The following is a 25,511-nucleotide window of genomic DNA, read 5'->3' on the forward strand; positions in this document are numbered from 1 at the left end:
CTCGCCGAAGCCACTCGGCACGTGGCTCCAGACGCGATCATCACCCGGAACGGCGGCCCGTTCCACCTCGACGAATCGATCCGCGCACTCCTGCGGGATCACGCCGCGTGAGCCGCTACCTGCCCGTTCAACCGGAGCTGCCGGTGACCTTCTCGTAGAGGCGGGCGGTACGCTCGGCCACCGCGGGCCAGCCGAACTCGGCGACGGCACGGTCCCGCCCCGCGCGGCCCATGGCGGCGGCGCGCCCGGGGTCGGCGAGCACCTCGTTGATCGCGGCTGCCAACGCCGCGGGGTCGTCCGGTGGCACGAGCAGGCCCGTCTCGCCGGACGCGACGACCTCGGGGATGCCGCCGACCCGGGAGGCGACCACAGCCGTACCGCAGGCCATCGCCTCCAGGTTGACGATGCCCAGCGGCTCGTAGACGGACGGGCAGACGAACACCGTCGCGTGCGACAGGATCTGGATCACCTCGGGCTTGGCGAGCATGCCGGACAGCCAGACCACGCCGTCGCGGCTGGCGCGCAGGCCGTCCACCAGCCCGGTGACCTCGGCGAGCTGCTCGGGGGTGTCCGGAGCGCCGGCGCAGAGCACGAGCTGCGCGGACGGGTCGAGCCGGGCCGCGGCCCGCAGCAGCACGGGCAGCCCCTTCTGCCGGGTTATGCGCCCGACGAAGACCACCGACGGGCGATCCGGGTCCACGCCGTACCGCTCGAGGACGTCGGTGCGGTTGTCCGGGGTGTACTCGTCGGTGTCGATGCCGTTGCGGATGACATGCACGCGCCCGGGGTCGACCTCGGGGTAGGCGTCGAGGATGTCGGCGCGCATGCCCTCGCTGACCGCCACCACGGCCGCCGCGGCGGAGATCGCCACCCGCTCACACCACGACGACAGCCGGTAGCCCCCGCCGAGCTGCTCGGCCTTCCACGGTCGGCGCGGCTCGAGCGAGTGCGCGGTCATCACGTGCGGGATGCCCTGCACGAGGGACGTCAGATGCCCGGCGAGGTTGGTGTACCAGGTGTGGGAGTGCACGACGTCGGCACCGCCGGCACGGTCCACCGCCGCCGCCATCGACAGGTCCATCGAGGCGATCCGCAGGGCGTCGTTCGCCCCATCGAGCGCCGGCCAGGGCCGGTGCGCCTCGACCGCGGCCGTGCTGGCTGCGCCGGCGGTGCCTGGAGATGGGCGCGGGTCGCCTTCGCAGTGCACGGTCAGGTCGACCAGCCGCGCCAGCTCCCGTGCGAGGTACTCGACGTGCACCCCGGCGCCGCCGTAGACATCCGGCGGGTACTCACGTGTGAACAGCGCGACCCGCATCCGTTCCTCGGCCCTTCGCTCGGTTCCGCCCTGGTCCGCTGGAGCGGATCAGTCCGCTATCGTGACGCCCTTGCCGACCACGGTGACTCCGGCCTCGCTGACCTGGTAGCCGCGGGCGCGGTCGTGGTCCTTGTCCACCCCGACGGTCGCGCCCGGGGGGACGACCACGTTCTTGTCGAGGATKGCGTCACGGACCACGGCGCGCCGTCCGATGACGGAGTTGTCCATCACGACGGYGTTCTCGACGACCGACCACGAGTTCACCCGGACCCCCGGGGACAGCACGGAGCGGCGCACCGCGCCACCGGAGATGATCACACCGTTGCTGACGATGCTGTCGGTGGCGACGCCGACCCGGCCCGGCGTGTCGTGCACGAACTTCGCCGGGGGGATGGACGGCGGGACGTTGGTGTAGATCGGCCAGTCCCGGTTGTAGAGGTTGAAGACCGGGTCGAGCGCGCACAGGTCCATGTGCGCGTCGAAGTAGGAGTCCAGGGTGCCGACATCCCGCCAGTAGCCGTGGTCGCGCTCGAGCGCCCCGGGCACCTGGTTGGCGGCGAAGTCGTAGACGGCGGCCGTGCCCTGCTCGACCAGCATCGGGACGATGCTGCCGCCCATGTCGTGGACGCTCTCCGGGTCGGCGGCGTCGGCGCGCAGGGCGTCGATGAGCACGTCGGTGGTGAACACGTAGTTGCCCATCGACGCGAAGATCTCGTCGGGGCTGCCCGGCAGTCCCGGGGGGTCGGCCGGCTTCTCCAGGAACTCCGCGATGGTGACCCCGTCATCCGCGGTACGGATCACCCCGAACGCGCTGCCCTCCGACCGGGGGACGCGCAGCCCCGCCACCGTGACCCCGGCGCCGGTCTCCAGATGCTGGGCGACCATCTGGCGCGGGTCCATCCGGTAGACGTGGTCGGCGCCGAAGACCACGACCACGTCGGGGGCCTCGTCGTGGACGAGGTTGAGGGACTGGTGGATGGCGTCCGCGCTGCCGGCGAACCACTGCGGGCCGAGGCGCTGCTGGGCGGGCACCGGCGTCACGTAGTTGCCGAGCAGGTTGCTCATCCGCCAGGTGGTCGTGATGTGCCGGTCGAGGCTGTGGCTCTTGTACTGGGTCAGCACGGCGATCCGCAGGTAGCCGCCGTTGACCAGGTTCGACAGGACGAAGTCGACCAGGCGGTAGATCCCGCCGAACGGCACCGCGGGTTTCGCGCGGTCGGCGGTCAGCGGAGCCAGGCGCTTTCCCGCRCCACCCGCCAAGACAAGACCCAGCACCCGCGGGCTGCGCATACTTCGGCCCGGCTCCCCGTGATCGACCCGAATCCGGGACGGATCCGCCCCGRCACGGACCGGATGACCACACCCGAACATGTGCCCAGGCTGTGTGCATTCCGGTCATCTCGGAGCCTACAAGGGACCACTGGGGTCAGTGGCTGCACGTCGAAGAGTTAGCCACGAGGTAAGAAAACGGTCAGGTCACGCTACGACGCTACGGCGACCCAGGGTGCCGCCCCGGGCCGCCGCTCCGTACTGATCAGGTACAGATCAGACGTTGAACCCGAGAGCGCGCAGCTGCTCCCGGCCCTCGTCGGTGATCTTGTCCGGGCCCCACGGCGGCATCCAGACCCAGTTGATCGTGACGTCGTTGACCAGGTTGTCCGGCCCGTCGACGAGTGCCGAGCGGGTCTGGTCCTCGATGACGTCGGTCAACGGGCAGGCCGCCGAGGTCAGCGTCATGTCGAGGGTGACCGTGTTGTCGTCCGCGATGTTGATGCCGTACACCAGGCCGAGGTCGACGACGTTGATCCCGAGCTCGGGGTCGACGACGTCGCGCATGGCCTCCTCGACGTCGTCGAACGATGCCTTCTCCACGACGACAGCCCTCTCGGTGACCCGCGCCGGCTCGGTGGGGGTGGCGGTCTCGCTCATGGTCACTTCTCCTGCTCGGGGACGAGGGCGGTGGCCTGCGCGGTGGCGTCCTTCCAGGCCATCCAGGACAGCAGTGCGCACTTCACCCGGGCCGGGTACTTGGAGACGCCCGCGAACGCGACCGCGTCCTCGAGCACCTCCTCGTCGCCCTCCTGGGTGCCGCGGGACTGCATCAGCGCCAGGAACTCACGCTCGAGCTCGAGCGCGTCCGCCACCGACTTCCCGATCACCAGGTCGGCCATCACGCTGGCCGAGGCCTGACTGATCGAGCAGCCCTCGCTCTCGTAGGACACGTCCGCGACGACACCGTCGGCGACCTTGACCCGCAGGGTCACCTCGTCGCCACAGGTCGGGTTGACGTGGTGCACCTCGGCGTCGAACGGGTCACGCAGGCCGCGGTGATGCGGGTTGCGATAGTGGTCCAGGATGATCTCCTGGTACATGGAGTCGAGCTTCACCTCAGGAAGAACCTCCTGACCTGCCCGAGACCTTCCACCAACGCGTCGACGTCGGCGGTGTTCGTGTACAGGTGGAACGAGGCCCGGGTGGTCGCCGGCACGCCGTAGCGCAGGCAGACCGGGCGGGCGCAGTGGTGGCCGACCCGCACCGCGACGCCCTGCTCGTCCAGGATCTGGCCGACGTCGTGCGGGTGCAGTGGGCGGTCCTCGGAGTCGCGCAGGGCGAACGAGATCGCCCCGCCGCGGCCCTCGGCGGTCGGCGGTCCGATGATCCGCAGGCCCGGGACGCCCGCGAGCGCGTCGAGCGCGTACGCGGTGATCTCGTGCTCGTGCGCGGCGACCGCGTCCATGCCGAGGCCGGTGAGGTAGTCCACCGCGGCGCCGAGGCCGATCGCCTGGGAGATCATCGGGGTGCCCGCCTCGAAGCGGTGCGGCGCAGCGGCGTAGGTCGAGGCCTCCATGGTGACGACCTCGATCATCTCTCCACCACCGAGGAACGGAGGCATCACCTCGAGCAGCTCGCGCCGCCCCCACAGCACGCCGATGCCGGTGGGCCCGCACATCTTGTGCCCGGTGAAGGCGAGGAAGTCCACCCCGAGGTCGWCGACGTCGATCGGCATGTGCGGCACCGACTGGGAGCCGTCGAGCACGGTGAGCGCCCCGACCTCACGAGCCCGGGCGACGATCGTCGCGACCGGGTTGACCGTGCCGAGGATGTTCGACTGGTGCACGAAGGAGACGATCTTCGCCCGGTCGGTGATGACCTCGTCGAGGTGTGCCAGGTCGAGCCGGCCGTCCTCGGTGAGACCGATCCAGCGCAGGGTGGCGCCGGTGCGCGCGCACAGCATCTGCCAGGGCACCAGGTTGGAGTGGTGCTCCATCTCGGTGATGACGACCTCGTCGCCCGGCCCGAGCCGGAACCGCTCCGCTTCCGGACCGCCCGTGACGGCGTTGCTCATCGCGTAGGCGACGAGGTTCAGCGCCTCCGAGGAGTTCTTCGTGAACACGATCTCGCGCCGGTCGGGCGCGCCGACGAACGCCGCGATCTTGTCCCGGGACTCCTCGTAGAGGGCCGTGGCCTCCTCGGCGAGCACGTGGATACCGCGGTGCACGTTGGCGTTGTGCCGCTCGTAGTAGGTCCGCTCGGCGTCGAGGACGGCCAGCGGCTTCTGCGACGTCGCGGCGCTGTCGAGGTAGACCAGCGGCAGGCCGTCGTGCACCGTGCGGGCGAGGATCGGGAAGTCGCGACGGACCCGCTCGACGTCGAACCCGGCGCCGGCGTGCGCGCCGACTCCCGCCGCGCGTGTCTCGACGACGGTCATGAGACCGCCGCCGCCGGCTCCACGCCCTTGACGTACCGGTCGTAGCCGGAATCCTCCAGGGTCGCCGCGAGCTCGGGACCGCCCTCGTCCACGATCCGCCCGCCCGCCATGACGTGCACGAACTCGGGCTTCACGTAGCGCAGGATGCGGGTGTAGTGGGTGATGAGCAGGATGCCCGTCTCCCCCTTGGCCCGCACCGCCTCGATGCCGGCGGAGACGATGCGCAGCGCGTCGACGTCCAGGCCGGAGTCGGTCTCGTCGAGAATGGCGACCTTCGGCGCGAGCAGCGTCATCTGCAGGATCTCGTGGCGCTTCTTCTCACCGCCGGAGAAGCCCTCGTTGACGCTGCGCTCGGCGAACGCCGGGTCCATCTCCAGCCCGGCCATCGCCTGCTTGACCTCCTTGACCCAGGTGCGCAGCTTCGGCGCCTCGCCACGCACCGCCGTCGCCGACGAGCGCAGGAAGTTCGACACCGAGACGCCGGGCACCTCGACCGGGTACTGCATCGCCAGGAAGATCCCGGCCCGCGCGCGGGCGTCCACGGACATGGCGAGGACGTCCTCGCCGTCGAGGGTGACGGTGCCCTCGGTGACCGTGTACTTGGGGTGGCCGGCGATGGAGTAGGAGAGCGTGGACTTGCCGGAGCCGTTCGGCCCCATGATCGCGTGGGTCTCGCCCTTGCGGACGGTGAGGTCGACCCCGCGCAGGATCTCGCGCGGGCCCTCCGTGTCGGTGTCCACCGACACGTGCAAGTTGCGGATCTCGAGAACAGACACCGCGGTCGTCACCCTCGCTTCGGGTTCGTGTGAAGGTCGACGAGGACGTCGTCGCCGTCGATGGTCACTGGGTATGTGGGCACCGGGTCGATCGCCGGCAGGCTCGTCGGCTGGCCGGTGGCGAGGTCGAACTGGGAGCCGTGCAGCCAGCACTCGATGAGGCCGTTCTCTACTTCGCCCTCGGAGAGCTGCACGTCGGCGTGCGAGCACTCGTCGCGCACCGCGTACAGCCGGCCGCCGGAGCGGACGACGCAGATTGGCTCGCCGTCGATCTCGACGCCGAGCGCGGCCTCGTCGCCGAGGTCGGCGGCGGCGCAGGCGCGCCGCCAGTGCGTGTCGGTCGTGCTGGTCATACGCCCACCGCCGCCAGCTCCTCCTCGACCCGGCTCATGACGCGCTCGCGCAGCTCGGGGAGGTCGATCCGGTCGACGATCTCGGCGAAGAAACCGCGGACCACCAGGCGACGGGCCTCGTCGGCGGGGATGCCGCGCGACATCAGGTAGAACAGCGCCTCGTCGTCGAAGCGGCCGGTCGCGCTGGCGTGGCCGGCGCCGACGACCTCCCCGGTGAGGATCTCCAGGTTGGGCACCGAGTCGGCGCGCGCGCCGTCGGTGAGCACCAGGTTGCGGTTCAGCTCGTAGGTGTCGGTGCCGACGGCGTCGGCACCGATCACGACGTCGCCGATCCACACCGCATGCGCGCCCTCGCCCTGCAGCGCGCCCTTGTAGGTGACCCGGCTGCGGCAGGACCGCGCCTCGTGGGTGACCAGCAGGCGGTGCTCCTGGTGCTGGCCCGCCTCGGTGAAGAACAGGCCGTAGAGCTCTGCGTCACCACCGGGGCCGCGGTAGTCCACGGTCGGGTTCAGCCGGACGAGGTCGCCGCCGAGGGTGATGGTGAACGAGCGCAGGCGCGCGTCGCGCCCCACCGAGTAGGCGTGCGCGCCCAGGTGGACGGAGTCTTCCGCCCAGTCCTGGACGGTGACGAACGTCAGCGCCGCGCCGTGGCCGATGAACACCTCGACGTTGCCGGCGAAGGTGGCGCTGCCGGTGTGGTCGAGGACGACCGTGGCCGTGGCGAACGGGCCGAGCTCGACGAGCACGTGCTCGTAGCAGACGCCGCCGTCGCCCCGCAGGCTCACGACCACCGGTTCGGTGAGCGCGGCCTCGGCCGGGATGGTGACGGACAGGCCGCCGTCCGAACGGGCCATGGCGAACGCCGCCGGGCGGTCCGCCGGGGTGAGCACGCGCCCGATCCGGGAGTCGGTCGGGGCGAGCCGCTCGATCTCGACGCCGTCCGGCGCGGAGACCGAGACGTCGACCTTGGAGTCGGCGACGGGGCCGTTGAGCAGGCCGCGCAGGCGGCGCAGCGGGGTGAACCGCCACGCCTCCTCGCGACCGCCAGGTACTGCGTGGTCCTCGGGGTCACGGGACCGAACGGGACGCGGAGCCGCGCCGGCCTGGGCCGGGGGGCGTCCCGTGGCATCGATGACGGCCATCAGCCGACTGCGCCTTCCATCTGGAGCTCGATGAGCCGGTTGAGTTCGAGGGCGTACTCCATGGGCAGCTCGCGGGCGACCGGCTCGATGAAGCCGCGCACCACCATGGCCATCGCCTCGTCCTCGGACAGACCTCTGCTCATCAGGTAGAAGAGCTGGTCCTCGCCGACCTTGGAGACGCTGGCCTCGTGCCCGATGGAGGCGTCGTCCTCGCGGACGTCGACATAGGGGTAGGTGTCGGAGCGGCTGACCGCGTCGACCAGCAGCGCGTCACACTTCACCGTCGACCGCGAGGCGTGCGAGCCCTCGTTGATCTGGACCAGGCCACGGTACGAGGTCCGGCCGCCGCCGCGGGCCACGGACTTCGAGACAATCTTGGACGAGGTGCGCGGCGCCGCGTGCACCATCTTGGCGCCGGCGTCCTGGTGCTGGCCCTCACCTGCGAAGGCGATCGAGAGGACCTCGCCGTGGGCCTGCTCGCCGAGCAGCCACACCGCCGGGTACTTCATCGTCACCTTGGAGCCGATGTTGCCGTCGATCCACTCCATGGTGGCGCCCTCGTGGCAGGCGGCCCGCTTCGTGACCAGGTTGTAGACGTTGTTCGACCAGTTCTGGATGGTCGTGTACCGGCAGCGGGCGTTCTTCTTCACGACGATCTCGACGACCGCGGAGTGCAGCGAGTCCGACGAGTAGACCGGCGCGGTGCAGCCCTCGACGTAGTGGACGTAGGCGCCCTCGTCCACGATGATCAGGGTGCGCTCGAACTGGCCCATGTTCTCGGTGTTGATCCGGAAGTAGGCCTGCAGCGGGATCTCGACCTGCACGCCCGGCGGGACGTAGATGAACGAGCCACCCGACCACACCGAGGTGTTCAGCGCGGCGAACTTGTTGTCGCCGACCGGGATCACCGAGCCGAAGTACTCCTGGAAGATCTCCGGGTGCTCGCGCAGCCCCGAGTCGGTGTCCAGGAAGATGACGCCCTGCTCCTCGAGGTCCTCACGGATCTTGTGGTAGACGACCTCCGACTCGTACTGGGCCGCGACGCCGGAGATCAGCCGCTGCTTCTCCGCCTCCGGGATGCCGAGCCGGTCGTAGGTGGCCCGGATCTCCTCCGGCAGGTCCGCCCACTCCTCGGCCTGCTTCTCCGTCGACCTGACGAAGTACTTGATGTTGTCGAAATGGATGCCGGTCAGATCCGCACCCCAGGTCGGCATGGGCTTGCGCTCGAAGAGCTTCAGGCCCTTCAGCCGCAGGTCGGTCATCCAGGACGGCTCGTTCTTCTTCGCCGAGATGCTACGTACGACCGCCTCGGAGAGGCCACGTTCCACGTCGACGGCATAGGCGTCCGCATCCGCCCAGCCGAACCGGTAGGAGCCAAGGCCCTCAAGGGCGGTCTCGGCAGAGGTGGTCATAGAGAACCTTCCGGAAAGGTGGATGGTTGTGATGTCTGCCCGGACGGGGTCCTGTCGGGCGCCGCGCCCGCTGGCCCGGAGGCCCCCGACGGCGAGAGCACCGTGATCGACTCCACCGGGATCACCGGTATGTGTGTGGTGCAGACGCCGTCGCCGTGGGCGATCGTGGCCAGGCGCTGCACGTGCGTGTCGAGGAGCCGCGCCAACATCGCCGTCTCGGCCTCGCACAACGCGGGGAAGCGCTCGGCCACGTGCTGCACCGGGCAGTGGTGCTGGCAGATCTGGGTACCGCTCGGCAGCTCGGAGACGCTGGCCGTGTACCCGGCCTGGGTCATGGCCGCGGCGATCGCCTCCGGGCGCTCCGCCGGCGGCACGGCGACGACCTCGTCGCGGATCCGCCGTTCCAGATCGACCCCGCGTACCCGGGCGAACTCGGCCACCGCGTCGGGGCCGCAGGCGTCCGCGAGGAACAGCAGCGCGCCGGCGGCCAGGTCGGAGTAGGCCGTGGGGCCGGCCTGGTGCCCGGCCTCGGTGAGGGTGTAGCGCCGGGCCGGCCGGCCCCGCCCGCGCCGGCCGTGGACCACGGTCGATGTGGTCGTTATGGTGCCGTCCGAGGTCATAGCGTCGAGATGCCGGCGGACGGCCGCGGGCGACAGCCCGAGCTCGTGCGAGAGGTCCGCGGCCGTCGACGGGCCGCGTTCGAGCAGGAGCCGCACGAGGCGATCCCGGGTGCGACCGTCGGTCGCGCCCGTGGACACCTCCTGCTCGCTTTTCACAACACCAGTGTGCCCTATTTCCAGGACGTGGTCGAACCGAGGCGGCCGTCGCCCACCTGACGGGCCCGTGATCTCCTTCATAGGGTCGGGTCACCGACAGAAGTCGGGTCTGCCAGGTCACATGCGACCGCTTCGGACATACCCGATCGGACCCCTCCCACAGGCGGATGGGACACTTCGCCCGGCGCGCGCGGAACATCACCCGGGCGCGGCTGCGGGCTCCTGTCCGCCCTGACCGGAGCGGTCCGGGCAGCACGGCCGGAGCCTGCGCGGACCTCACCATGGTCCCCACCGGACATCCCGGCGACCGGAGACGGCCCGGGGCGGCACGGGAGGCGACGGAGAGATGCGGACGGTTCGCGGCGGCACCGCACATCCCGGCGGGATCCTCGATCCGGGCACCACCATCGATCCACGCGGCGCCGCGCACCCGACGGCCGCACGCCGACCGGCGCGGCGGGTCGCGGCCCTGCTGCTGGCCGGCGCCGTGCTGGCGCTCACCGCCTGCACCGGCGGCTCCGACACGAACGGCCTGGAGGACGCCTCGCCGGCCGAGATCGGCACGAGGTCGGTCGAGGCGCTGCGCACGGCGCAGAGCGTGCGCGTCGTCGGGACGGTCCAGGACCCGTCGGCGGACGGGACGACCAACTACGACCTGGTGATGTCCGGGTCGTCGTCCCGGGGCACCGTCACCTCCGGCTCGATCGTCACCGAGGTCGTGAAGATCGCGGACGACACCTACGCCCGCGGCAGCAAGGAGTACTACGAGTCGATCGGCGAGGGTGCCGCCGCCGAGCTGCTCGCCGACCGCTGGGTCCGGCTCTCCGACGACGCCGCGGGCCAGTACCGCTACTTCACCATCGACGGCTTCGCCCTCTCGATCGGCGAGTACGTGTCCGCGCTGGACGGCGACGTGAGCACCGAGAAGATCAACGGCAAGCCGGCCGTCGAGGTGGGTAGCAAGGTCGGGACGCGCCTGTGGGCCGCCAACACCGGCGACGCCGTGCCGCTGCGCCTGGAGCTGCTGGGCGGCGACGAGGGCAAGATGGAGTTCTCCGAGTACGGATCAAAGGTCGCGATCGCCGCACCGGCCAACGCCGTCGACCTCGCCTCGCTGGCCTGACGGCTCTGCTGGCCCGACGGCTCTGCTGGCCTGACGGAGGCGGGCGGCCCACGTAGGGGGGACCCGACGATGCTGGTGGCCGCTGTTGATCAGGGCACGACAGGGACCACGGTCTGCCTGCTCGACGAGGAGGCCGCGGTCGTCGGCCGCGGCTACCGCACGGTCGGCACGTCGTTCCCCCGCCCGGGCTGGGTGGAGCAGGACCCGGCGGAGCTGCTGCGCGGCGTCGTCGACACCGTCGCCGCCGCGCTGGCCGACGCCGGGCGGGCCCCGTCCGACCTGGCAGCGATGGGGATCACCAACCAGCGCGAGACCACGGTGCTCTGGGAACGCCGCACCGGACGTCCACTGCACCCCGCCGTGGTCTGGCAGGACCGGCGCACGGCGGATGTCTGCGAACGGCTGGCCGCGGCCGGCCATGGGCCGCGGGTCCAGGAGCGCACCGGCCTGGTGCTCGACCCCTATTTCTCCGGGACGAAGGCCGCCTGGGTGCTCGACCACGTCGACGGGGCCCGCCGGGCGGCCGCGGCTGGCGAGGTCGCGTTCGGCACCGTCGACTCCTGGCTCGTCTGGGGCCTGACCGGCGGGCGGGCGCACATCACCGATGTCACCAACGCCTCCCGCACGATGCTGTTCGACCTGGCGGACGGCGCCTGGTCGGCCGAGATGTGCGACCTGCTGGACGTCCCGGCCGAGCTGCTCGCCGAGGTGGTGCCGAGCTCCCGGGTGTACGCCGAGACCGACCCGGAGGTGTTCCTCGGGGTCCGGGTGCCGATCGCCGCGGTCGTCGGCGACCAGCAGGCCGCCCTGTTCGCGCAGGCGTGCTTCGAGCCCGGCCAGGCCAAGAACACCTACGGCACCGGCTCGTTCGTCCTGGTCAACACCGGGGCGACGCTCCCGGCACCGCAGTCGTCGCTGCTGCGCACTGTCGCGTTCGGGCTCGACGGCGAGTCGCTCACCTACGCGCTGGAGGGGGCGATTCTCTCCACCGGCTCCGCGGTGCAGTGGCTGCGTGACGGGCTGGGCGTCATCTCCGACGCCGAGCAGACCGCGGCGCTGGCCGCCTCGCTGGACGGCAACGACGGGGTGTACTTCGTCCCCGCGCTCGCCGGGCTCGGCGCGCCGCACTGGGATCCGCGCGCCCGCGGCACGCTGGTCGGCCTCACCCGGGCGACCGGCCGGGCGCACCTGGCCCGCGCGGTGCTCGAGGGCATCGCCTACCAGACCAGGGACGTCGTCGAGGAGATGGCCGCGGGCGCCGGGGTGACGGTGACCCAGCTGCGGGCGGACGGCGGCGCCGCGCGCAACCCGTGGCTGATGCAGTTCCAGGCCGACATCCTCGGGGTCGAGGTGGACGTCCCGGAGAACATCGAGACCACGGCGCTGGGGTCGGGCTACCTGGCCGGGCTGGCGACCGGTGTCTACGCCGGGCGCGACGAGCTGGACGCCCGACGACGCACCGCGGCGCGGTACCAGCCGGCCATGGGCGAAGACCAGCGAGCCGCGCTTTACGGGCAGTGGCTGCGCGCCGTCGAGCGCTCACGGGACTGGGATCGCGGCTGACCTGGTTGTTTGCGCGGTTTCCGCGATGAGAAACCGACATGTCCCACATCTGGACAACGATTGAAGCCCACTCAGAGACAACAAAGGCTCGCGGCTGATTGGGAAAACTGCCTGCCGCCGTCCGCGATACCTGCCAACCTGTTCTGCGGGGGCGGTTGGCGTCTCCTGCCGCACCTGACCCCCCGGACGGAGACCGTGACCGACGCGGACTACGCCCTGGAACTCGGCCGCCGCCTCCGGGCGGCCCGCAACCGCCGCGGGCTGTCCCTGCTCGACGTCCAGGAACGCACCGGCGGGCGCTGGACCGCCGGAACCCTCGGTGCCTACGAACGTGGCAGCCGGACCCTGCGGGTGCACCGTCTCGTCGAGCTCGCCGAGCTGTACGACGTCCCCGCGACCCTGCTGGTGCCGCCGCCGGTCGAACGACGAGAGACCGACGACCTGCCGCCGCTGGTGATCGACCTGCGCCGCCTGCGCAAGCTGCCCCCGACCCGGACGGGCCCGCTGCGCCGGTGGATCGCGATCGTGCAGGTGCTGCGCTCCGACAGCTCTCGGGACGTGCTGCGCCTGCGCCGCTCCGACCTCCAGTCGCTGTCCCGGCTGTACAGCACGACACCCGCCGTCCTCTACGAACGGCTCGGTGCCTGGGGCACGCTGGTCGAGGCCGGCGAGCCGGTACCGGCCGGCGGCCGGCGCCGGGCGGCCACGGTCCGCCCGACACAACCCCGCCGATAACGCCCGGCGATAACGGCACGGATAACCCCGCGCCGAGTCCGTAGGATCGGCGGCGTGGCGGAGGTCCTGGCAGTCGAGGTGACCGATCTGGTCAAGATCTACCGGCGGTCCGCCGGCGGAAACACCGCACGTCCGCGCTACCTGCGCGCCGGAACGCCCGAGGCCTCCGGAGGCCCCGCGACCATACCAAGATCTTCCCGGGCCCACGGGCGCCGCCAGGCGCACCCGCCCACCGAGACCAAACAGGGTGACGCGCCGCCGCCCGGGCGTGCCGACCGCGGCACACAGACCCGCGGCACACAGACCATCGAGGGCCAGGTCCTCCCCGGCGGGGAGCGCGCGGCCCAGATCCGGGCGGTCGACGGCCTGTCGCTGAGCGTCTCGGTGGGTTCCGTCACCGCCGTGCTCGGGCCGAACGGCGCCGGCAAGACCACCACGATCGAGATCTGCGAGGGATTCCGGGCGGCCGACAGCGGCGAGGTCCGCGTCCTCGGTCTGGACCCGATCCGCGACGGCGCCGCGCTCCGCCCGCGGGTGGGTGTGATGTTGCAGGCTGGCGGCATGTACCCGGGCGCGCGCGCCGGCGAGATGCTGCGGCTGATCGCCGCGCACCATGCCAACCCGCTCGACGCGGGCGTCCTGATGGAACGCCTCGGGCTCGCCGAGGTTGCGGGCGTGCCGTTCCGCCGGCTCTCCGGCGGCCAGCAGCAGCGGCTCTCCCTCGCGATGGCCGTCGTCGGCCGGCCCGAGCTGGTCTTCCTCGACGAGCCGACCGCGGGCCTCGACGTCCAGGGCCGCCGCGACACCTGGGAGCTCATCGAGGAGCTGCGGCTGTCCGGGGTCACGGTCGTGCTCACCACCCACGCGATGGACGAGGCCGAGCGCCTCTCCGACCAGGTCGTGATCGTGAACCGGGGCCGGGTCGTCGCCGCCGGGTCGCCGGCCGAGCTGACCCGCGGCGGCGCCGAGGGCCAGCTGCGCTTCCGCGCGCCGGTCGGCCTCGACGTCGAGCGCCTGCTGCTGGCCCTGCCCGACGGCACGACCGGCCGGGAGGGGCCGTCCGGCCACTACCTGGTGCAGGGCACCGTCGACCCCCAGCTGCTCGCCGCGGTCACCGCGTGGTGCGCCAGCAACGGCGTGCTCGCCGAGGACCTGCGGGTCGAACAGCGCACCCTGGAGGACGTGTTCGTGGAGCTGACCGGCTCGGAGCTGGCGTCATGAGCGTGGCCGACACCGCCACGGCCGGCGCCGCGCCCGGCACCGTGCTTGATCTGCGCCCGGCGCCGGGCGCGGCGCCGCGGGCCCGGATGCTGGCCGCGCAGACCCGCCTCGAGCTCACACTCACCCTGCGCCGCGGCGAATCCGTCCTGCTCACCCTGATCATCCCGATCGGCCTGCTCGTCTTCTTCTCCGCCGTGGACGTCCTGCCGACCTCGACGACCACGCAGAGCTCAGTGGACTTCCTCGTCCCCGGGGTGCTCGCGCTGGCCGTGATGTCCACCGCGTTCACCGGCCAGGCCATCGCGACCGGGTTCGAGCGCTCCTACGGGGTGCTCAAGCGGCTGGGCGCGTCCCCGCTCCCCCGCTCGATCCTGCTCGCGGGCAAGACGCTGGCCGTGCTCGCGGTCGAGGTCGTCCAGCTCGTCCTGCTGGTCGCCGTCGGCTTCGCCCTCGGCTGGGACCCGGCCGGCTCGGTCGCCAGCGCGGGCTGGGCGATCCTGCTCGTCCTGCTCGGGACGGCCGCCTTCTCCGGCCTGGGCCTGCTGATGGCCGGCACGCTGCGCGCCGAGGCGACACTCGCCGCCGCGAACGGCGTGTACCTGCTGCTGCTCCTGGTGGGCGGCGTGGTGTTCCCGCTGGACGAGCTGCCCGGCTGGATGCGGGTCGTCGCCGAGGCCCTGCCCACGGCCGCGCTGTCGGACGGGCTGCGCGCGGTGCTGGCCGACGGCTCCGGGCCGGGGGCGGGCAACCTGCTCGTGCTCGCACTGTGGTCGGTGGGCGCGCTGGGGCTCGCGGCGCGGCTGTTCCGCTGGGAATAGCCGGCCGGCGGCCACGGCCCGCGCGCCGGTGCCGGGCCACCCCGGTAGTGGCGGCGCGCACCCCTTGCCACGGACTCGGGCGGATTACTATGACCGCGATGCCAACTTCTACCGATCGTCGGAGCAAGCCCCGCGAGAGCGGCGGCGCCAGCCAGCCGGACACCACCACCGGCCGGCTACCGGTGATCGGGCTGCGCGCCTTCCGCCGGCTGACACTGGCCAGTGTCCTCCTGCTCGCCGCGATCGTGGTGAGCGGCGGCGCCGTCCGGCTGACCGGCTCCGGGCTGGGCTGCCCCACCTGGCCGCAGTGCGGCGACGGCTCCTTCACCCCGCACTCGGCGTACGCCCTCAACGGCGCCATCGAGTTCGGCAACCGGGTCGTCAGCATCGTCGTCGGCCTGGTCGTGCTGGCCCTGCCGATCGCGGCCCGGCGGCTGCGCGAACCGCGGCGGGACCTGCTGCTACTCTCCCTCGGCCTGTGGCTCGGCTTCGTCGGCCAGGCGGTGCTCGGCGGGATCACGGTGCTGGTGAAGCTGCACCCGGCCACCGTCGCCGCGCACTTCCTGCTGTCGATGGTCCTGCTGTTCAACGCCGTGGCGCTGCACCGGCGGGCCCGTCAGGCCGCCGGCCCGACCCCGCCCGCGGTCCGCCCGGAGCTGCTCTGGCTCGCCCGGCTGCTGATGACCGTGGCCGGGGGCGTGCTCGTCCTGGGCACCGTCGTGACCGGCACCGGGCCGCACAGCGGCGACAGTGAGGACACGAAGCGGTTCGGCTTCGACATCGTCAACGTCGCCCAGCTCCACGCCGACGGCGCGATGATCCTCACCGGCCTCACCGTTGCGATGATCTTCGCCGTCCGGCTGACGCCCGCCCCCGCGGAGGCCCGCCGCAGCGCGAACGCCCTCGCGCTGACCGTCGTCGCCCAGGCCGCGATCGGCTTCACCCAGTACTTCGCCGGCATCCCGCCGCTGCTCGTCGCCCTGCACATGGCCGGCGCGACCATCATGTGGATCGTCACCGTCCAGCTGTGGCTGGCCATGAGCGAACGCCCCCCGGCGAGGGAGAGCGCCTGGACGGGCTCCCGCCAGGTCGCCGCGGGTTGACCTCCTCGCCGTAGCGGTCGGGCCAGCCGAGCTACCGGCCGCCGGGCCGCCAGAACGGGTCGCGGCCGATGAAGCCGAGCAGGCGGGTCTGGGCGTCCGAATCGTCGGGGACGGCGACCCGTGGCCCGTACTGGCCGGAGGATCGGATGACGTCCTCCATCTGTTCCATGCCGCCGAGCAGCAGGCCGCAGAAGCCAGCGTCGAGGCGACCGTCCTGGCCGGTGGCCCTGGCCAGGTCCCAGGTGTGCATGAATACGTCGGCCGTGTAGATCATGTCGGTGGCTGTGGCGACCGACAGCTCGCCCATGTGCGGGTTGCGAAGGGTCAGCGCGGCGGTGGTCGGGTCGTCGAGGAGCCGCTGGACAGCATCGGCGTGTGTCTGCCACGCCCGCACCGGGTCCTCGTCGACGGGTGGACCGTGCCGCAGGGCCGGCCCGCCGCCTGCCTCAAGGAAGCCGGTGAACCATTCGCACAGGTGACCGACCACGTCGCGGGCTACCCAACCGGCGACCGGCGCGGGGGCGTCCCAGTCCCGGGTCCCGAGAACCCGGTCGGTAAAGGTGCCGGCGATCCGCCGGTGGCGCTCGGCCGGGCGGTCGGCGAGCGCCGTCAGTGCCACAGAGGATGCTGCCGGGGGTGGGGGTCTCGTCCCCTCGGACGTCGTCATCGTGGGTTCCGCACTGTTCGGCGCGCCCGGATCAGACGGCACCGGAGGACACCAGGGCGGCCAGTTTGGCGTAGCCCTCGTCGATGCCGGTCTGCATGCCGCCGCGTAGCCAGGCGTCCCTGCTCTCGAAGCTGTCGACCAGCGACTGGGCGTGCAGCCGGGTGCGGCCGTCACCGAGGTCCTCGAACCACATCGTCTCCAGCGCCACGCTGTCCGGCTCGCCCTCGAAGGTGAAGGTCTGCACGATCCGGTCCGGGCGGACCTCATGGAAGCAGCCGCGGAAGCGAAAGTCGACACCGTCCCGACGGGCGACATAGCGCCAGCTTCCGCCGTTGGTGGCGTCCCAGTGCTCGATCGTCGTGTCCAACCCGTCCGGCCCGACCCACCGGGCGAACAGGGCCGGGTCGGTGTGCGCGCGGAAGAGCTGCTCCGGTGTGGCGGCGAAGTCCCGGGTGAGCCGGATCAGCGGTACCCGCGGGTCGGCTTCGATGCGGGTCGTCCCCGCGGTGGCGGTGCTGCTGTTGCTACTCATCAGGCTGTTCCCCTCATTGGCTGTTCGTCGTTCGTGCCCGCGTCCGGCCCGCCGCTCCCGGCGGTGGACGCCTCGTTCGCCGGACTGCCGTTCATCTCGGCCAGCACCGCGTCCAGGCGGCGGTAGCGCTGCTCGGCTCGGCGGCGGTACCGCTCTATCCACCCCGTCATCAGGTCGAGCACCTCGGCTTCGAGGTGCACAGGACTGCGATGGGCGCTCCCCGCCCGGGTGATCAGTCCCGCCTGCTCAAGCACCTTCAGGTGCTTCGACACCGCCTGGACGGACATGTCGTACGGCGCGGCGAGCTCGCCGACGGTGGCGTCGCCGGCCGTGAGCCGGGCGACCAGATCCCGCCGTGTCGGGTCCGTGAGCGCCGCGAAGAGTCGCGACAGCTGATCCACAAAACCTTCCCTCAACCGATCGGTTGATGATGACGGTAGGCGTGGGCGGCCAGGACGTCAACCATCAAGTTGAGAACCTGTTTTCCCTGCCTGGCGGGCAGCCGAAACAGGCGGCATCGTGCAGGCGCCGACACCGCACACAGATCGACGCACCATGACACCGCGCCACGCAGAGCCGCCGCTACGGCACCGTTATCGCCGCGCCGCGCGCCGCCGGCGATGGCGGGCAGGCTGTACTCGTCACCGGCGACGGCGAGGAACCGCTGTCCCGCCGCTGCCGGGCTGTTCATGGCCAGGAGATGCAACTCGGCGACCTCGCGGACGTCGACGACCCCGGAGTACAGGCGGGGATGGCGGGCATGGCACCGGCGAGCAGGCGCCGTACCAGGTCGATGGAGCTGGCGTAGTCCGCGCCCAGCACCGGCCCGAAGATCCCGACCGGGTTGATCACCGCGAGTTCCAGCGTTCCGCCCCACCCGTTCGTAGTAGCGCAGCGTCGCTCGGTGAACCCCGTCCGCCGCGAGACCTCCTGAATCGTCATCATCCGCACGTCCGTCTCCGGCATGACCCCAGGCTGACGAACCTCAAGCGCTTCAGGTCAAGCGTGCGCCGAGCGCTGCCGACCGGCTCCGGAACCGACGACGCCCGTCACCCTGGATGCGGGTGACGGGCGGGAGCCAGCTAACAGCGGTGCCGGATCAGGGGGTGTCAGAGCAGCGCCGCGACGGCCAGGGCCGCGAAGAGGAGGGTCAGGTAGGTGATGGACATGTGGAACAGGCGCATCGGCTTGATCTCCTCGCCGCGCTTGGCGCGGGCGGCCATCCGGTGGGCCTCGGCGACGAACCAGGCGCCGAGCAGAACCGCCGGGACCAGGTACACCAGGCCGATGTCGGCCACGGGGGCGACGGCGAGGGAGACCGCGACCATCAGGTAGGAGTAGGCCAGGATGCGGCGGGTGACGACCTCGAGCGTGGCCACCACGGGGAGCATCGGGACGCCGGCGGCGGCGTAGTCGTCCTTGAAGCGGATCGCCAGCGCCCAGAAGTGCGGCGGCGTCCAGAAGAACACGACCGCGAAGAGCAGCACGGCGGGCCAGCCGACCGTGCCGGTCACGGCGGACCAGCCGATCAGCACCGGGAAGCAGCCCGCGGCGCCGCCGATGACGATGTTCGACGGGGAGCGTCGCTTGAGGCCGAGCGTGTAGACGAAGACGTAGAAGGCGATGGCCCCGACGGACAGCACGGCCGACGTCCAGTTGACCAGCAGGCCGAACATGAGGGTCGAGATGATGCCGAGGGCGATGCCGAAACGCAGCGCCTGGGCGGGTTCGACGACCTCCCGGACGAGCGGGCGGCGTTTCGTGCGGCCCATGAGCTGGTCGATGTCGCGGTCGACGTAGCAGTTGATCGTGTTGGCGCTGCCGGCGGAGAGGGTGCCGGCGAGCAGCGTCACCGCGATCAGCCACCAGGACGGCATCCCGCGCTCGGCGAGGAGCATGACCGGCACCGTGGAGACGAGGAGCAGCTCCACGACCCGCAGTTTCATCAGCGCTATGTAGGACCGGGCCCGGTCGGTCGCCCGGGCCAGTCGGCCCCGGGGAACGACCAGGACATCACCGGACGGCTCCGCCCCGGCGGCCGGCGCCGCGGGTACCGGGACGGCGGGTACCGGGACGGCGGCGGAGGTCACGGCAACACGCGGCGGTTGACCCGCGCCCGCGGCGGGAATGGCCCGCGGGGCAGGTCCCGCCGTGGCCGGACGGCCACCGCTCGACGTCACCGGGCGGCGGGGCAAGCCCTGCCGGTGGCGAACAACGGCCTCGGGAGACAGAACGACCTCGCGATCGGCGCGGTCATCCAGCGAACCGCGCGGGACGGTGCCCGAGAGAGGGCGTGGGTGGTGTTCTACGACGTGTCGGAGTCTAGCTGCCGGGAGCCGGGCAGTGCGCGTGGGCTGCGTCCCGATGGGGTCCGCACCCCGCGTGTGGGCGCCGTCCACCGGGGGCGCCGGGCTTGCTGTGCGCAGGCCGCGCGCGTCGCCGCCGCCCGCGGCCGCGGGCTGGTGACGTCGGCGGCCGCGGCCGGGCGACGTCGGCTGCCGCGGCGGACGGCGGCAGGCCAACGGAAAGCCAGTGTTCTTCGGCACGTTCCCGGTGTGCCACTCGGACACGGACACTGGGGTGAGGATCACGCATGCGGGTAGGGCCGAGGGCAGGGACATCTGGCACGGTCGCCGTAAGCAGTAAGGAAGGCGGCGCAAGGGCAGTGACGATTTCGGCCGGGACGCCCGCGTCCGCCGCACCTGGCCGCGCAATGGCGACGGAGGGCCGTCCGGCCGGGTGCGATCATTGTGGGGGACGAGCACCCATCGTGGGCCGCGCGACGACGCGCCGGTCCATCCGACGATCAGCCCATCCGACGATCAGCGGGCCCGGCGACGCCGGTGCCCGGCGGGGACGCCCCGAACGATAAGCCCACCCACGGACCACTGCACCGACCGCACCACTGCGGCGCGACGACACGGCCGCGGAGAGGATTACGTCCGATGAGCAAGCCCCTGTCCGACCTGTCAGCCGCCGGCGTGGCGGTGTGGCTGGACGACATCAGCCGCGAGCGGATCCGGACCGGCAACCTCGCCGAGCTCGCCCGCACCCACAGCGTCGTCGGCGTCACCAGCAACCCGACGATCTTCCAGAAGGCCATCGGCGGCGGTGAGACGTACAACGAGCAGCTCCGCGACCTGGCCGTTCGCGGGGTCGACGTGGGCGAGGCCGTCCGCGCGATCACCGCGGCGGACATCCGCGACGCCTGCGACATCCTGCGACCCGCCTACGACGCCAGCTCCGGCGTCGACGGCCGGGTCTCCCTCGAGGTCGACCCGCGGCTCGCGCACGAGACCGAGCGCACGGTCGCCGAGGCCCGTGCCCTGTGGTGGTCGGTCGACCGGCCGAACCTGTTCATCAAGATCCCGGCGACGAAGTCCGGCCTGCCGGCCATCACCGCGACGCTGGCGCAGGGCATCAGCGTGAACGTGACGCTGATCTTCGCGCTGGACCGCTACGAGGCCGTCATGGACGCGTTCATGACCGGCCTCGAGCAGGCCCTCGCCGCCGGCCGGGACATCTCCGACGTGGCCTCCGTCGCGTCCTTCTTCGTCAGCCGCGTCGACAGCGAGGTCGACGGCCGGCTCGCGAAGATCGGCACCCCGAAGGCGGAGGCCCTGCGTTCGAAGGCCGCGATCGCCAACGCCCGGCTCGCCTACGAGCTGTACGAGAAGATCTTCAGCACGCCGCGCTGGGAGCGGCTCGCCGCCGCCGGCGGGAAGCCCCAGCGCCCGCTGTGGGCGTCGACGTCGACGAAGGACCCGGGGCTGCCGGACACCCTCTACGTGACGGAGCTGATCGCCCCGGGCACCGTCAACACGATGCCGGAGGCGACGCTCGAGGCGTTCGCCGACCACGGGGTCGTGCCCGGCGACACCATCACGCCCAACTACGAGGACGCCCGCGCCGTCCTGGCCGAGCTCGCCGAGCTCGGAGTGGACATGGCCGACGTCGTCGAGGTGCTGGAGGTCGAGGGCGTCCGCAAGTTCGAGGACTCCTGGAACCAGCTCCTCGACACCATCCGCGAGCAGCTCGGCTCCGCCGCGTCCTGACCGTTCCGCCGGTCCGGCCCCGTCCGCCCGACCCGTCCGTCCGACCTCTCCGCCCGGCCGCGCCATCCCGCCTGGGCAGACCGGGCCGGCCGGCGGGAGTATCGGGGAGGCGGACCGGCGGTGACACGGGCCGCGGTCACCATGAATCGCGAGCACCACGAACTGTGAAGGGGGAACGGGTGGCGTCCACCGCTAGTGGCAACCCACTGCGGGATCCACGGGACCGGAGGCTGCCGCGGCTACCGGACAACAGCGCGCTGGTGGTTTTCGGCGCGACCGGTGACCTGGCCCGCAAGAAGCTCATACCGGCCGTCTACGATCTCGCGAACCGGGGGCTGCTCCCGCCGGGTTTCGTCCTGGTCGGCTTCGCCCGCCGGGACTGGAGCGACGACGAGTTCGCCGCCTTCGCCCGCGAGTCGGCGGAACGCGGCGCCCGGACACCGTTCCGCGAGGACACCTGGGAGCGGMTCGCCGGCTCCCTGCGGTTCTGCCAGGGCTCGTTCTCCGACGACGCCGCGTTCGACGGCCTCGCCGCGACGCTGACCGACCTGGAGCACAGCCACGGGATCCGGGGCAACGCGGCCTTCTACCTGTCGATCCCGCCGACGGCTTTTCCCGTCGTCCTCAAGCAGATGCAGCGGACGGGCCTGGCCTCCAACGAGGCCGCGGGCGGCTGGCGCCGGGTCGTCATCGAGAAGCCGTTCGGGCACGACCTGGAGTCCGCGCGCGAACTGAACTCGCTGGTCGACGACGTCTTCACCCCCGACGACGTCTTCCGCATCGACCACTACCTGGGCAAGGAGACGGTTCAGAACCTCTTCGCCCTGCGGTTCGCCAACACCCTTTTCGAGCCGATCTGGAACTCCCACTTCGTCGACTCGGTGCAGATCACCATGGCCGAGGACGTCGGCATCGGCACCCGGGCCGGCTTCTACGACGAGACCGGCGCGGCCCGCGACGTCCTGCAGAACCACCTGCTGCAACTGCTGGCGCTCACCGCGATGGAGGAGCCGGTCAGTTTCGGCGCGGACACCATCCGCACCGAGAAGCTGAAGGTCCTGCGGGCGGTGTCGCTGCCCGACGACTACGCCACGTTCGCCGTGCGCGGGCAGTACTCGCAGGGTTGGCTCGCCGGCGAGCGGGTCCGCGGCTACCTTGAGGAAGCCGACATCCCGGCGGACTCGACGACGGAGACCTTCGTCGCGGTGAAGCTCGGCGTCGAGACGCGGCGTTGGGCCGGAGTGCCGTTCTACCTGCGGACGGGCAAGCGCCTGCCGCGGCGGGTCACCGAGATCGCGATCACCTTCACCAAGGCGCCGCACCTGCCGTTCGACGAGACCGACACCGCCGAGCTGGGCAACAACCAGCTGGTGATCCGGGTGCAGCCGGACGAGGGCGTCACGCTGCGCTTCGGCTCGAAGGTCCCCGGCTCGGCCATGGAGGTGCGCGACGTCGCCATGGACTTCCTGTTCGGCGAGGCGTTCACCGAGGCGCTGCCCGAGGCCTACGAGCGCCTGATCCTGGACGTCCTGCTCGGCGACGCGACGCTGTTCCCGAACAACGCCGAGGTCGAGGAGTCGTGGCGGATCATCGACCCGCTCGAGGAGTTCTGGCGGAGCACGAAGCCGCACACGTACCGGGCCGGGAGCTGGGGCCCGGCGGCGGCCGACGACATGCTCGCCCGCGACGGCCGCCGGTGGCGCCGGCCATGACCCGCTATCCGCGCCACGCCGAAGGGAGACTGTCATGACCACCCTGTGGGACACCACCGGATCGGCGGTGGTCAAGGCGCTGTCCGCCGAGCGGCGGGCCGCCGGCGCGCTCGCGTTCGGCCTGGCGCTGACGCTCGTGGTGGTCGTGGACGAGCAGCACGTCAGCCAGGCGGAGAGCGCCGCCACCGCGGCCGCCGCCGCCCACCCGTGCCGGCTGCTGATCGTCGTGCGCCGGCAGATCGACTCGCCGCACCCTCGGCTGGACGCCGAGGTGTCGATCGGCGGCCGGCTGGGGCCCGGCGAGGCCGTCGTGATGCGGATGTCGGGCCGGCTCGCGCTGCACGCCGAGTCGGTCGTGCTCCCGCTGCTCGCGCCGGACGCCCCCGTGGTCACCTGGTGGTACGACGCTCCCCCGGAGAAGATCGCCTACGACCCGCTCGGCGTGTTCGCCGACCGCCGGGTCACCGGGACCTACGCGGCCCACGACCCGCTGGCCGCGTTGCTGCAGCGGGCCGAGGACTTCGTCCCCGGTGACACCGACCTGGCCTGGACCCGCATCTCGGGGTGGCGCACCCTGCTGGCGGCCGCGTTCGATCAGGTCTCCGAGCCGGTGGGGCCGGCGACGGTCGTCAGCGAGCCGGGCAACCCCAGCGCCCGCCTGTTCGCCGGCTGGCTGCAGGCGAAGCTGCGGGTCCCGGTAACGATCACCGACGCGCCGGGTAAGAAGGGCATCCAGAGCGTCCGCCTGGCGGTGGGCGACGGCGAGCTCTCACTGGCCCGCACGGACAGCCGTTCGGCCGGTATCACCCGCACGGGTTACCCGACCAGGGTGCTGCCGCTGCCCGAACGAGGGCTGGGTGACCTGCTCGCGGAGGAGCTGCGCCGCCTCGACGACGACAGCGTGTACGCCGAGGCGCTCTCGGCCTGGAGCGGCGTCCCGGATCTGAACAGCCGACCGCTGCACCGCGAGCACATCTGGCGCGATCCGGCGCTGGAGCGCTCCGAGGCGGCACTCGCGGCGATCCCACCCACGCCGATCCCGCCCGCGGCGTCGTGACGCCGTCCGTGCCCGCGGGCGGCGGGCCCGCTCCGGAACCGCCCACGGTGGTCGTCCACGCGGACGCCGGCGTGCTCGCGCGGGCGGCGGCGGCGCGGCTCATCACCGCGCTGGTGGACGCCCAGGCGGCGCGCGGCGAGGCCTCGATCGTGCTCACCGGCGGCGGCATCGGCGTGGCGCTGCTGCGCGCGGTGCGGGCCAGCCCCGCGGTGGACGCGGTCGACTGGGCCCGGGTGGACGTCTGGTGGGGCGACGAGCGCTTCGTGCCGGCGGACTCCCCCGACCGCAACGACCAGCAGGCCCGGGAGGCGCTGCTCGCGCACGTTCCGGTGGACCCGACGCGGGTCTTCCCCATGGGCCACCTCGCGGGAGCGGGCGGCGGCGGTGTCGCCGAGCCGGAGACGGCCGCCGCGGCGTACGCGGAGACGCTCGCGGCGCGGGCGGTGGCCGGTTCCGCCGTTCCGGCGTTCGACGTCCTGCTGCTCGGGCTCGGGCCGGAGACGCACGTCGCGTCGATCTTCCCCGACTCGCCGGCGGCCGTGGCCACCGGGACGGTGACCGCCGTCCGGGACTGCCCGAAACCGCCGCCCACCCGGGTGACACTGACGTTCCCCGCGCTGCGGGCCGCCCGTGAGGTCTGGGTGGTCGTCGCCGGGGAGGAGAAAGCCGAGGCGGTGGCGAACGCGCTGACGCCCGGCGCGGATCCGGTGGCCTTCCCGGCCGCCGGCGCGGTGGGCCGGGAGCGCACGCTCTGGCTGGTGGACCGCGCCGCCGCGTCCCGGCTCTGAGCGAACTCTGAGCGAAACTCCCGCGGAGGTCGCGGACAGGCGCGACCCCCGCGGGAGGCAGGGGCGACCGGGGAAGCCGGCCGTGCCCGGTTCAGGCCGGGATCTCGTTCAGGCCAGGATCTTCGTCTTCTCCCGTTCGAACTCGTTGGTGCTGATGACGCCGTGGTCGCGGAGGTCCGCAAGCCGGCTGAGCTCGTCGGCGGCGCTCGGCCGGCCGGCGGCCGCGCGGACCTCGGTGCGCCACATGTCGGCCTGGGATGCCACCTGCCGGGCCTGGCGGTCGTGCATGGAGCTGCCCCTGACGATCAGGTAGGCCAGCAAACCGATCAGCGGCAGGACAATGATCAGCACCGTCCAGCCGGCCTTGCCCCACCCGGAGAGATCATGGCTGCGGAAGACGTCCGTGATCACCGTGAACATCAGGAACAGCCACATCGTGAAACAGAAGAACCACAGCATGTAAAGGAAGACACTGAGCAACGGGAAGTCGGGGTCCACCATTCCTCCTCTCACCGTCGCGGCCCACCGGCCCGCGGCACCGCGGCCGCGGATCGGGCGACGCGGCGGCCGCCGGCCGGAGCTCACGGGCACTCCGCCGGCGTGACCGACCTGCCGGCGAGACCCGACTCATACCCACTCGGTGCGCCGCGGCGC

The 25,511-nt window shown here is 72.0% G+C and carries 27 protein-coding genes; 10 read left to right on the forward strand and 17 right to left on the reverse strand.

What is annotated here, in order from left to right; all coding sequences use genetic code 11:
- Positions 1 to 127 precede the first annotated feature (127 nt).
- From glgA to BBK14_RS23860, 10 genes are all read right to left on the reverse strand, one after another.
- Positions 128 to 1,315 carry a glycogen synthase gene (gene glgA / locus BBK14_RS23815; protein WP_071065489.1) on the reverse strand — a complete coding sequence of 396 codons (1,188 nt, stop codon included), beginning with the start codon at positions 1,313 to 1,315 and terminating at the stop codon, positions 128 to 130.
- A gap of 48 nt (positions 1,316 to 1,363) precedes the next feature.
- Complete coding sequence (gene glgC, locus BBK14_RS23820) at positions 1,364 to 2,605, reverse strand: glucose-1-phosphate adenylyltransferase (protein WP_071065490.1); 1,242 nt, start codon at positions 2,603 to 2,605, stop codon at positions 1,364 to 1,366.
- Between the two features lie 255 nt (positions 2,606 to 2,860).
- Positions 2,861 to 3,244 (reverse strand): metal-sulfur cluster assembly factor, encoded by a 384-nt coding sequence (locus BBK14_RS23825; protein WP_071065491.1) that lies wholly within the window; start codon positions 3,242 to 3,244, stop codon positions 2,861 to 2,863.
- Positions 3,245 to 3,246: 2 nt separating this feature from the next.
- Entirely contained in the window at positions 3,247 to 3,702 is a 456-nt protein-coding gene (gene sufU, locus BBK14_RS23830) for a Fe-S cluster assembly sulfur transfer protein SufU (protein ID WP_071065492.1), read from the reverse strand.
- On the reverse strand, positions 3,699 to 5,024 hold the full coding sequence (locus BBK14_RS23835) for a cysteine desulfurase (RefSeq protein WP_071065493.1): 1,326 nt from the start codon (positions 5,022 to 5,024) through the stop codon (positions 3,699 to 3,701). The genes sufU and BBK14_RS23835 overlap by 4 nt, the downstream gene beginning before the upstream one ends.
- Positions 5,021 to 5,800, reverse strand: coding sequence for a Fe-S cluster assembly ATPase SufC (gene sufC / locus BBK14_RS23840; protein WP_198541413.1), 780 nt, complete (start codon positions 5,798 to 5,800; stop codon positions 5,021 to 5,023). The genes BBK14_RS23835 and sufC overlap by 4 nt, the downstream gene beginning before the upstream one ends.
- Before the next feature lie 8 nt (positions 5,801 to 5,808).
- Complete coding sequence (locus BBK14_RS23845; RefSeq protein WP_071065495.1) at positions 5,809 to 6,153, reverse strand: non-heme iron oxygenase ferredoxin subunit; 345 nt, start codon at positions 6,151 to 6,153, stop codon at positions 5,809 to 5,811.
- Positions 6,150 to 7,295: a Fe-S cluster assembly protein SufD gene (gene sufD, locus BBK14_RS23850; protein ID WP_071065496.1), complete on the reverse strand. Its 1,146-nt coding sequence runs from the start codon at positions 7,293 to 7,295 to the stop codon at positions 6,150 to 6,152. Before sufD ends, BBK14_RS23845 begins: the two co-directional genes overlap by 4 nt.
- Entirely contained in the window at positions 7,295 to 8,707 is a 1,413-nt protein-coding gene (gene sufB, locus BBK14_RS23855) for a Fe-S cluster assembly protein SufB (protein ID WP_071065497.1), read from the reverse strand. The genes sufD and sufB overlap by 1 nt, the downstream gene beginning before the upstream one ends.
- Positions 8,704 to 9,483: a helix-turn-helix transcriptional regulator gene (locus tag BBK14_RS23860; protein ID WP_071065498.1), complete on the reverse strand. Its 780-nt coding sequence runs from the start codon at positions 9,481 to 9,483 to the stop codon at positions 8,704 to 8,706. Before BBK14_RS23860 ends, sufB begins: the two co-directional genes overlap by 4 nt.
- A gap of 346 nt (positions 9,484 to 9,829) precedes the next feature.
- On the opposite strand from BBK14_RS23860, the gene BBK14_RS23865 reads away from it, so the two are divergent.
- From BBK14_RS23865 to BBK14_RS23890, 6 genes are all read left to right on the forward strand, one after another.
- Entirely contained in the window at positions 9,830 to 10,606 is a 777-nt protein-coding gene (locus BBK14_RS23865; protein ID WP_071065499.1) for a hypothetical protein, read from the forward strand.
- A 69-nt stretch (positions 10,607 to 10,675) separates the two neighbouring features.
- Positions 10,676 to 12,169, forward strand: coding sequence for a glycerol kinase GlpK (glpK, locus tag BBK14_RS23870; protein WP_071065500.1), 1,494 nt, complete (start codon positions 10,676 to 10,678; stop codon positions 12,167 to 12,169).
- Positions 12,170 to 12,364: 195 nt separating this feature from the next.
- Entirely contained in the window at positions 12,365 to 12,904 is a 540-nt protein-coding gene (locus BBK14_RS23875; RefSeq protein WP_071065501.1) for a transcriptional regulator, read from the forward strand.
- Between the two features lie 54 nt (positions 12,905 to 12,958).
- A complete protein-coding gene (locus BBK14_RS23880) occupies positions 12,959 to 14,125 on the forward strand; it encodes an ABC transporter ATP-binding protein (protein WP_071065502.1) in 1,167 nt (388 codons plus the stop codon).
- A complete protein-coding gene (locus BBK14_RS23885; RefSeq protein ID WP_071065503.1) occupies positions 14,122 to 14,943 on the forward strand; it encodes an ABC transporter permease in 822 nt (273 codons plus the stop codon). Before BBK14_RS23880 ends, BBK14_RS23885 begins: the two co-directional genes overlap by 4 nt.
- Before the next feature lie 89 nt (positions 14,944 to 15,032).
- Positions 15,033 to 16,046, forward strand: coding sequence for a COX15/CtaA family protein (locus BBK14_RS23890; protein WP_241831803.1), 1,014 nt, complete (start codon positions 15,033 to 15,035; stop codon positions 16,044 to 16,046).
- Between the two features lie 31 nt (positions 16,047 to 16,077).
- Here BBK14_RS23890 and BBK14_RS23895 read toward each other — a convergent pair whose 3' ends face one another.
- From BBK14_RS23895 to BBK14_RS23920, 6 genes are all read right to left on the reverse strand, one after another.
- Entirely contained in the window at positions 16,078 to 16,665 is a 588-nt protein-coding gene (locus BBK14_RS23895; protein WP_241831804.1) for a TIGR03086 family metal-binding protein, read from the reverse strand.
- A gap of 79 nt (positions 16,666 to 16,744) precedes the next feature.
- The gene (locus tag BBK14_RS23900) at positions 16,745 to 17,245 is read right to left on the reverse strand and encodes an SRPBCC family protein (RefSeq protein ID WP_071065505.1); all 501 of its coding nucleotides are present in this window, start codon (positions 17,243 to 17,245) and stop codon (positions 16,745 to 16,747) included.
- Positions 17,245 to 17,646, reverse strand: coding sequence for an ArsR/SmtB family transcription factor (locus BBK14_RS23905; RefSeq protein WP_071065506.1), 402 nt, complete (start codon positions 17,644 to 17,646; stop codon positions 17,245 to 17,247). The genes BBK14_RS23900 and BBK14_RS23905 overlap by 1 nt, the downstream gene beginning before the upstream one ends.
- Positions 17,647 to 17,657: 11 nt before the next feature.
- Complete coding sequence (locus BBK14_RS39115) at positions 17,658 to 17,951, reverse strand: hypothetical protein (protein ID WP_198541414.1); 294 nt, start codon at positions 17,949 to 17,951, stop codon at positions 17,658 to 17,660.
- Complete coding sequence (locus BBK14_RS39120; RefSeq protein WP_198541415.1) at positions 17,933 to 18,097, reverse strand: hypothetical protein; 165 nt, start codon at positions 18,095 to 18,097, stop codon at positions 17,933 to 17,935. The genes BBK14_RS39115 and BBK14_RS39120 overlap by 19 nt, the downstream gene beginning before the upstream one ends.
- Before the next feature lie 257 nt (positions 18,098 to 18,354).
- A complete protein-coding gene (locus tag BBK14_RS23920; RefSeq protein ID WP_071065509.1) occupies positions 18,355 to 19,335 on the reverse strand; it encodes a heme o synthase in 981 nt (326 codons plus the stop codon).
- 855 nt (positions 19,336 to 20,190) lie between these two features.
- Between BBK14_RS23920 and tal the strand changes: the two genes are divergently transcribed.
- The 4 genes from tal (at position 20,191) to pgl (ending at position 24,857) form a co-directional block, all read left to right on the forward strand.
- Positions 20,191 to 21,300 carry a transaldolase gene (gene tal / locus BBK14_RS23925; RefSeq protein WP_071065510.1) on the forward strand — a complete coding sequence of 370 codons (1,110 nt, stop codon included), beginning with the start codon at positions 20,191 to 20,193 and terminating at the stop codon, positions 21,298 to 21,300.
- A 179-nt stretch (positions 21,301 to 21,479) separates the two neighbouring features.
- Positions 21,480 to 23,012 carry a glucose-6-phosphate dehydrogenase gene (gene zwf / locus BBK14_RS23930; protein ID WP_071065511.1) on the forward strand — a complete coding sequence of 511 codons (1,533 nt, stop codon included), beginning with the start codon at positions 21,480 to 21,482 and terminating at the stop codon, positions 23,010 to 23,012.
- 34 nt (positions 23,013 to 23,046) lie between these two features.
- Positions 23,047 to 24,069 carry a glucose-6-phosphate dehydrogenase assembly protein OpcA gene (locus BBK14_RS23935; protein WP_071065512.1) on the forward strand — a complete coding sequence of 341 codons (1,023 nt, stop codon included), beginning with the start codon at positions 23,047 to 23,049 and terminating at the stop codon, positions 24,067 to 24,069.
- A gap of 8 nt (positions 24,070 to 24,077) precedes the next feature.
- The gene (gene pgl / locus BBK14_RS23940) at positions 24,078 to 24,857 is read left to right on the forward strand and encodes a 6-phosphogluconolactonase (RefSeq protein ID WP_071065640.1); all 780 of its coding nucleotides are present in this window, start codon (positions 24,078 to 24,080) and stop codon (positions 24,855 to 24,857) included.
- A gap of 108 nt (positions 24,858 to 24,965) precedes the next feature.
- On the opposite strand, the gene BBK14_RS23945 is transcribed toward pgl, so the two are convergent.
- Positions 24,966 to 25,355 carry a PLDc N-terminal domain-containing protein gene (locus BBK14_RS23945; protein ID WP_071065641.1) on the reverse strand — a complete coding sequence of 130 codons (390 nt, stop codon included), beginning with the start codon at positions 25,353 to 25,355 and terminating at the stop codon, positions 24,966 to 24,968.
- Positions 25,356 to 25,511: the final 156 nt, after the last annotated feature.

It is taken from the genome of Parafrankia soli, assembly GCF_001854695.1.
Taxonomy (GTDB): Bacteria; Actinomycetota; Actinomycetes; order Frankiales; family Frankiaceae; genus Parafrankia; species Parafrankia soli.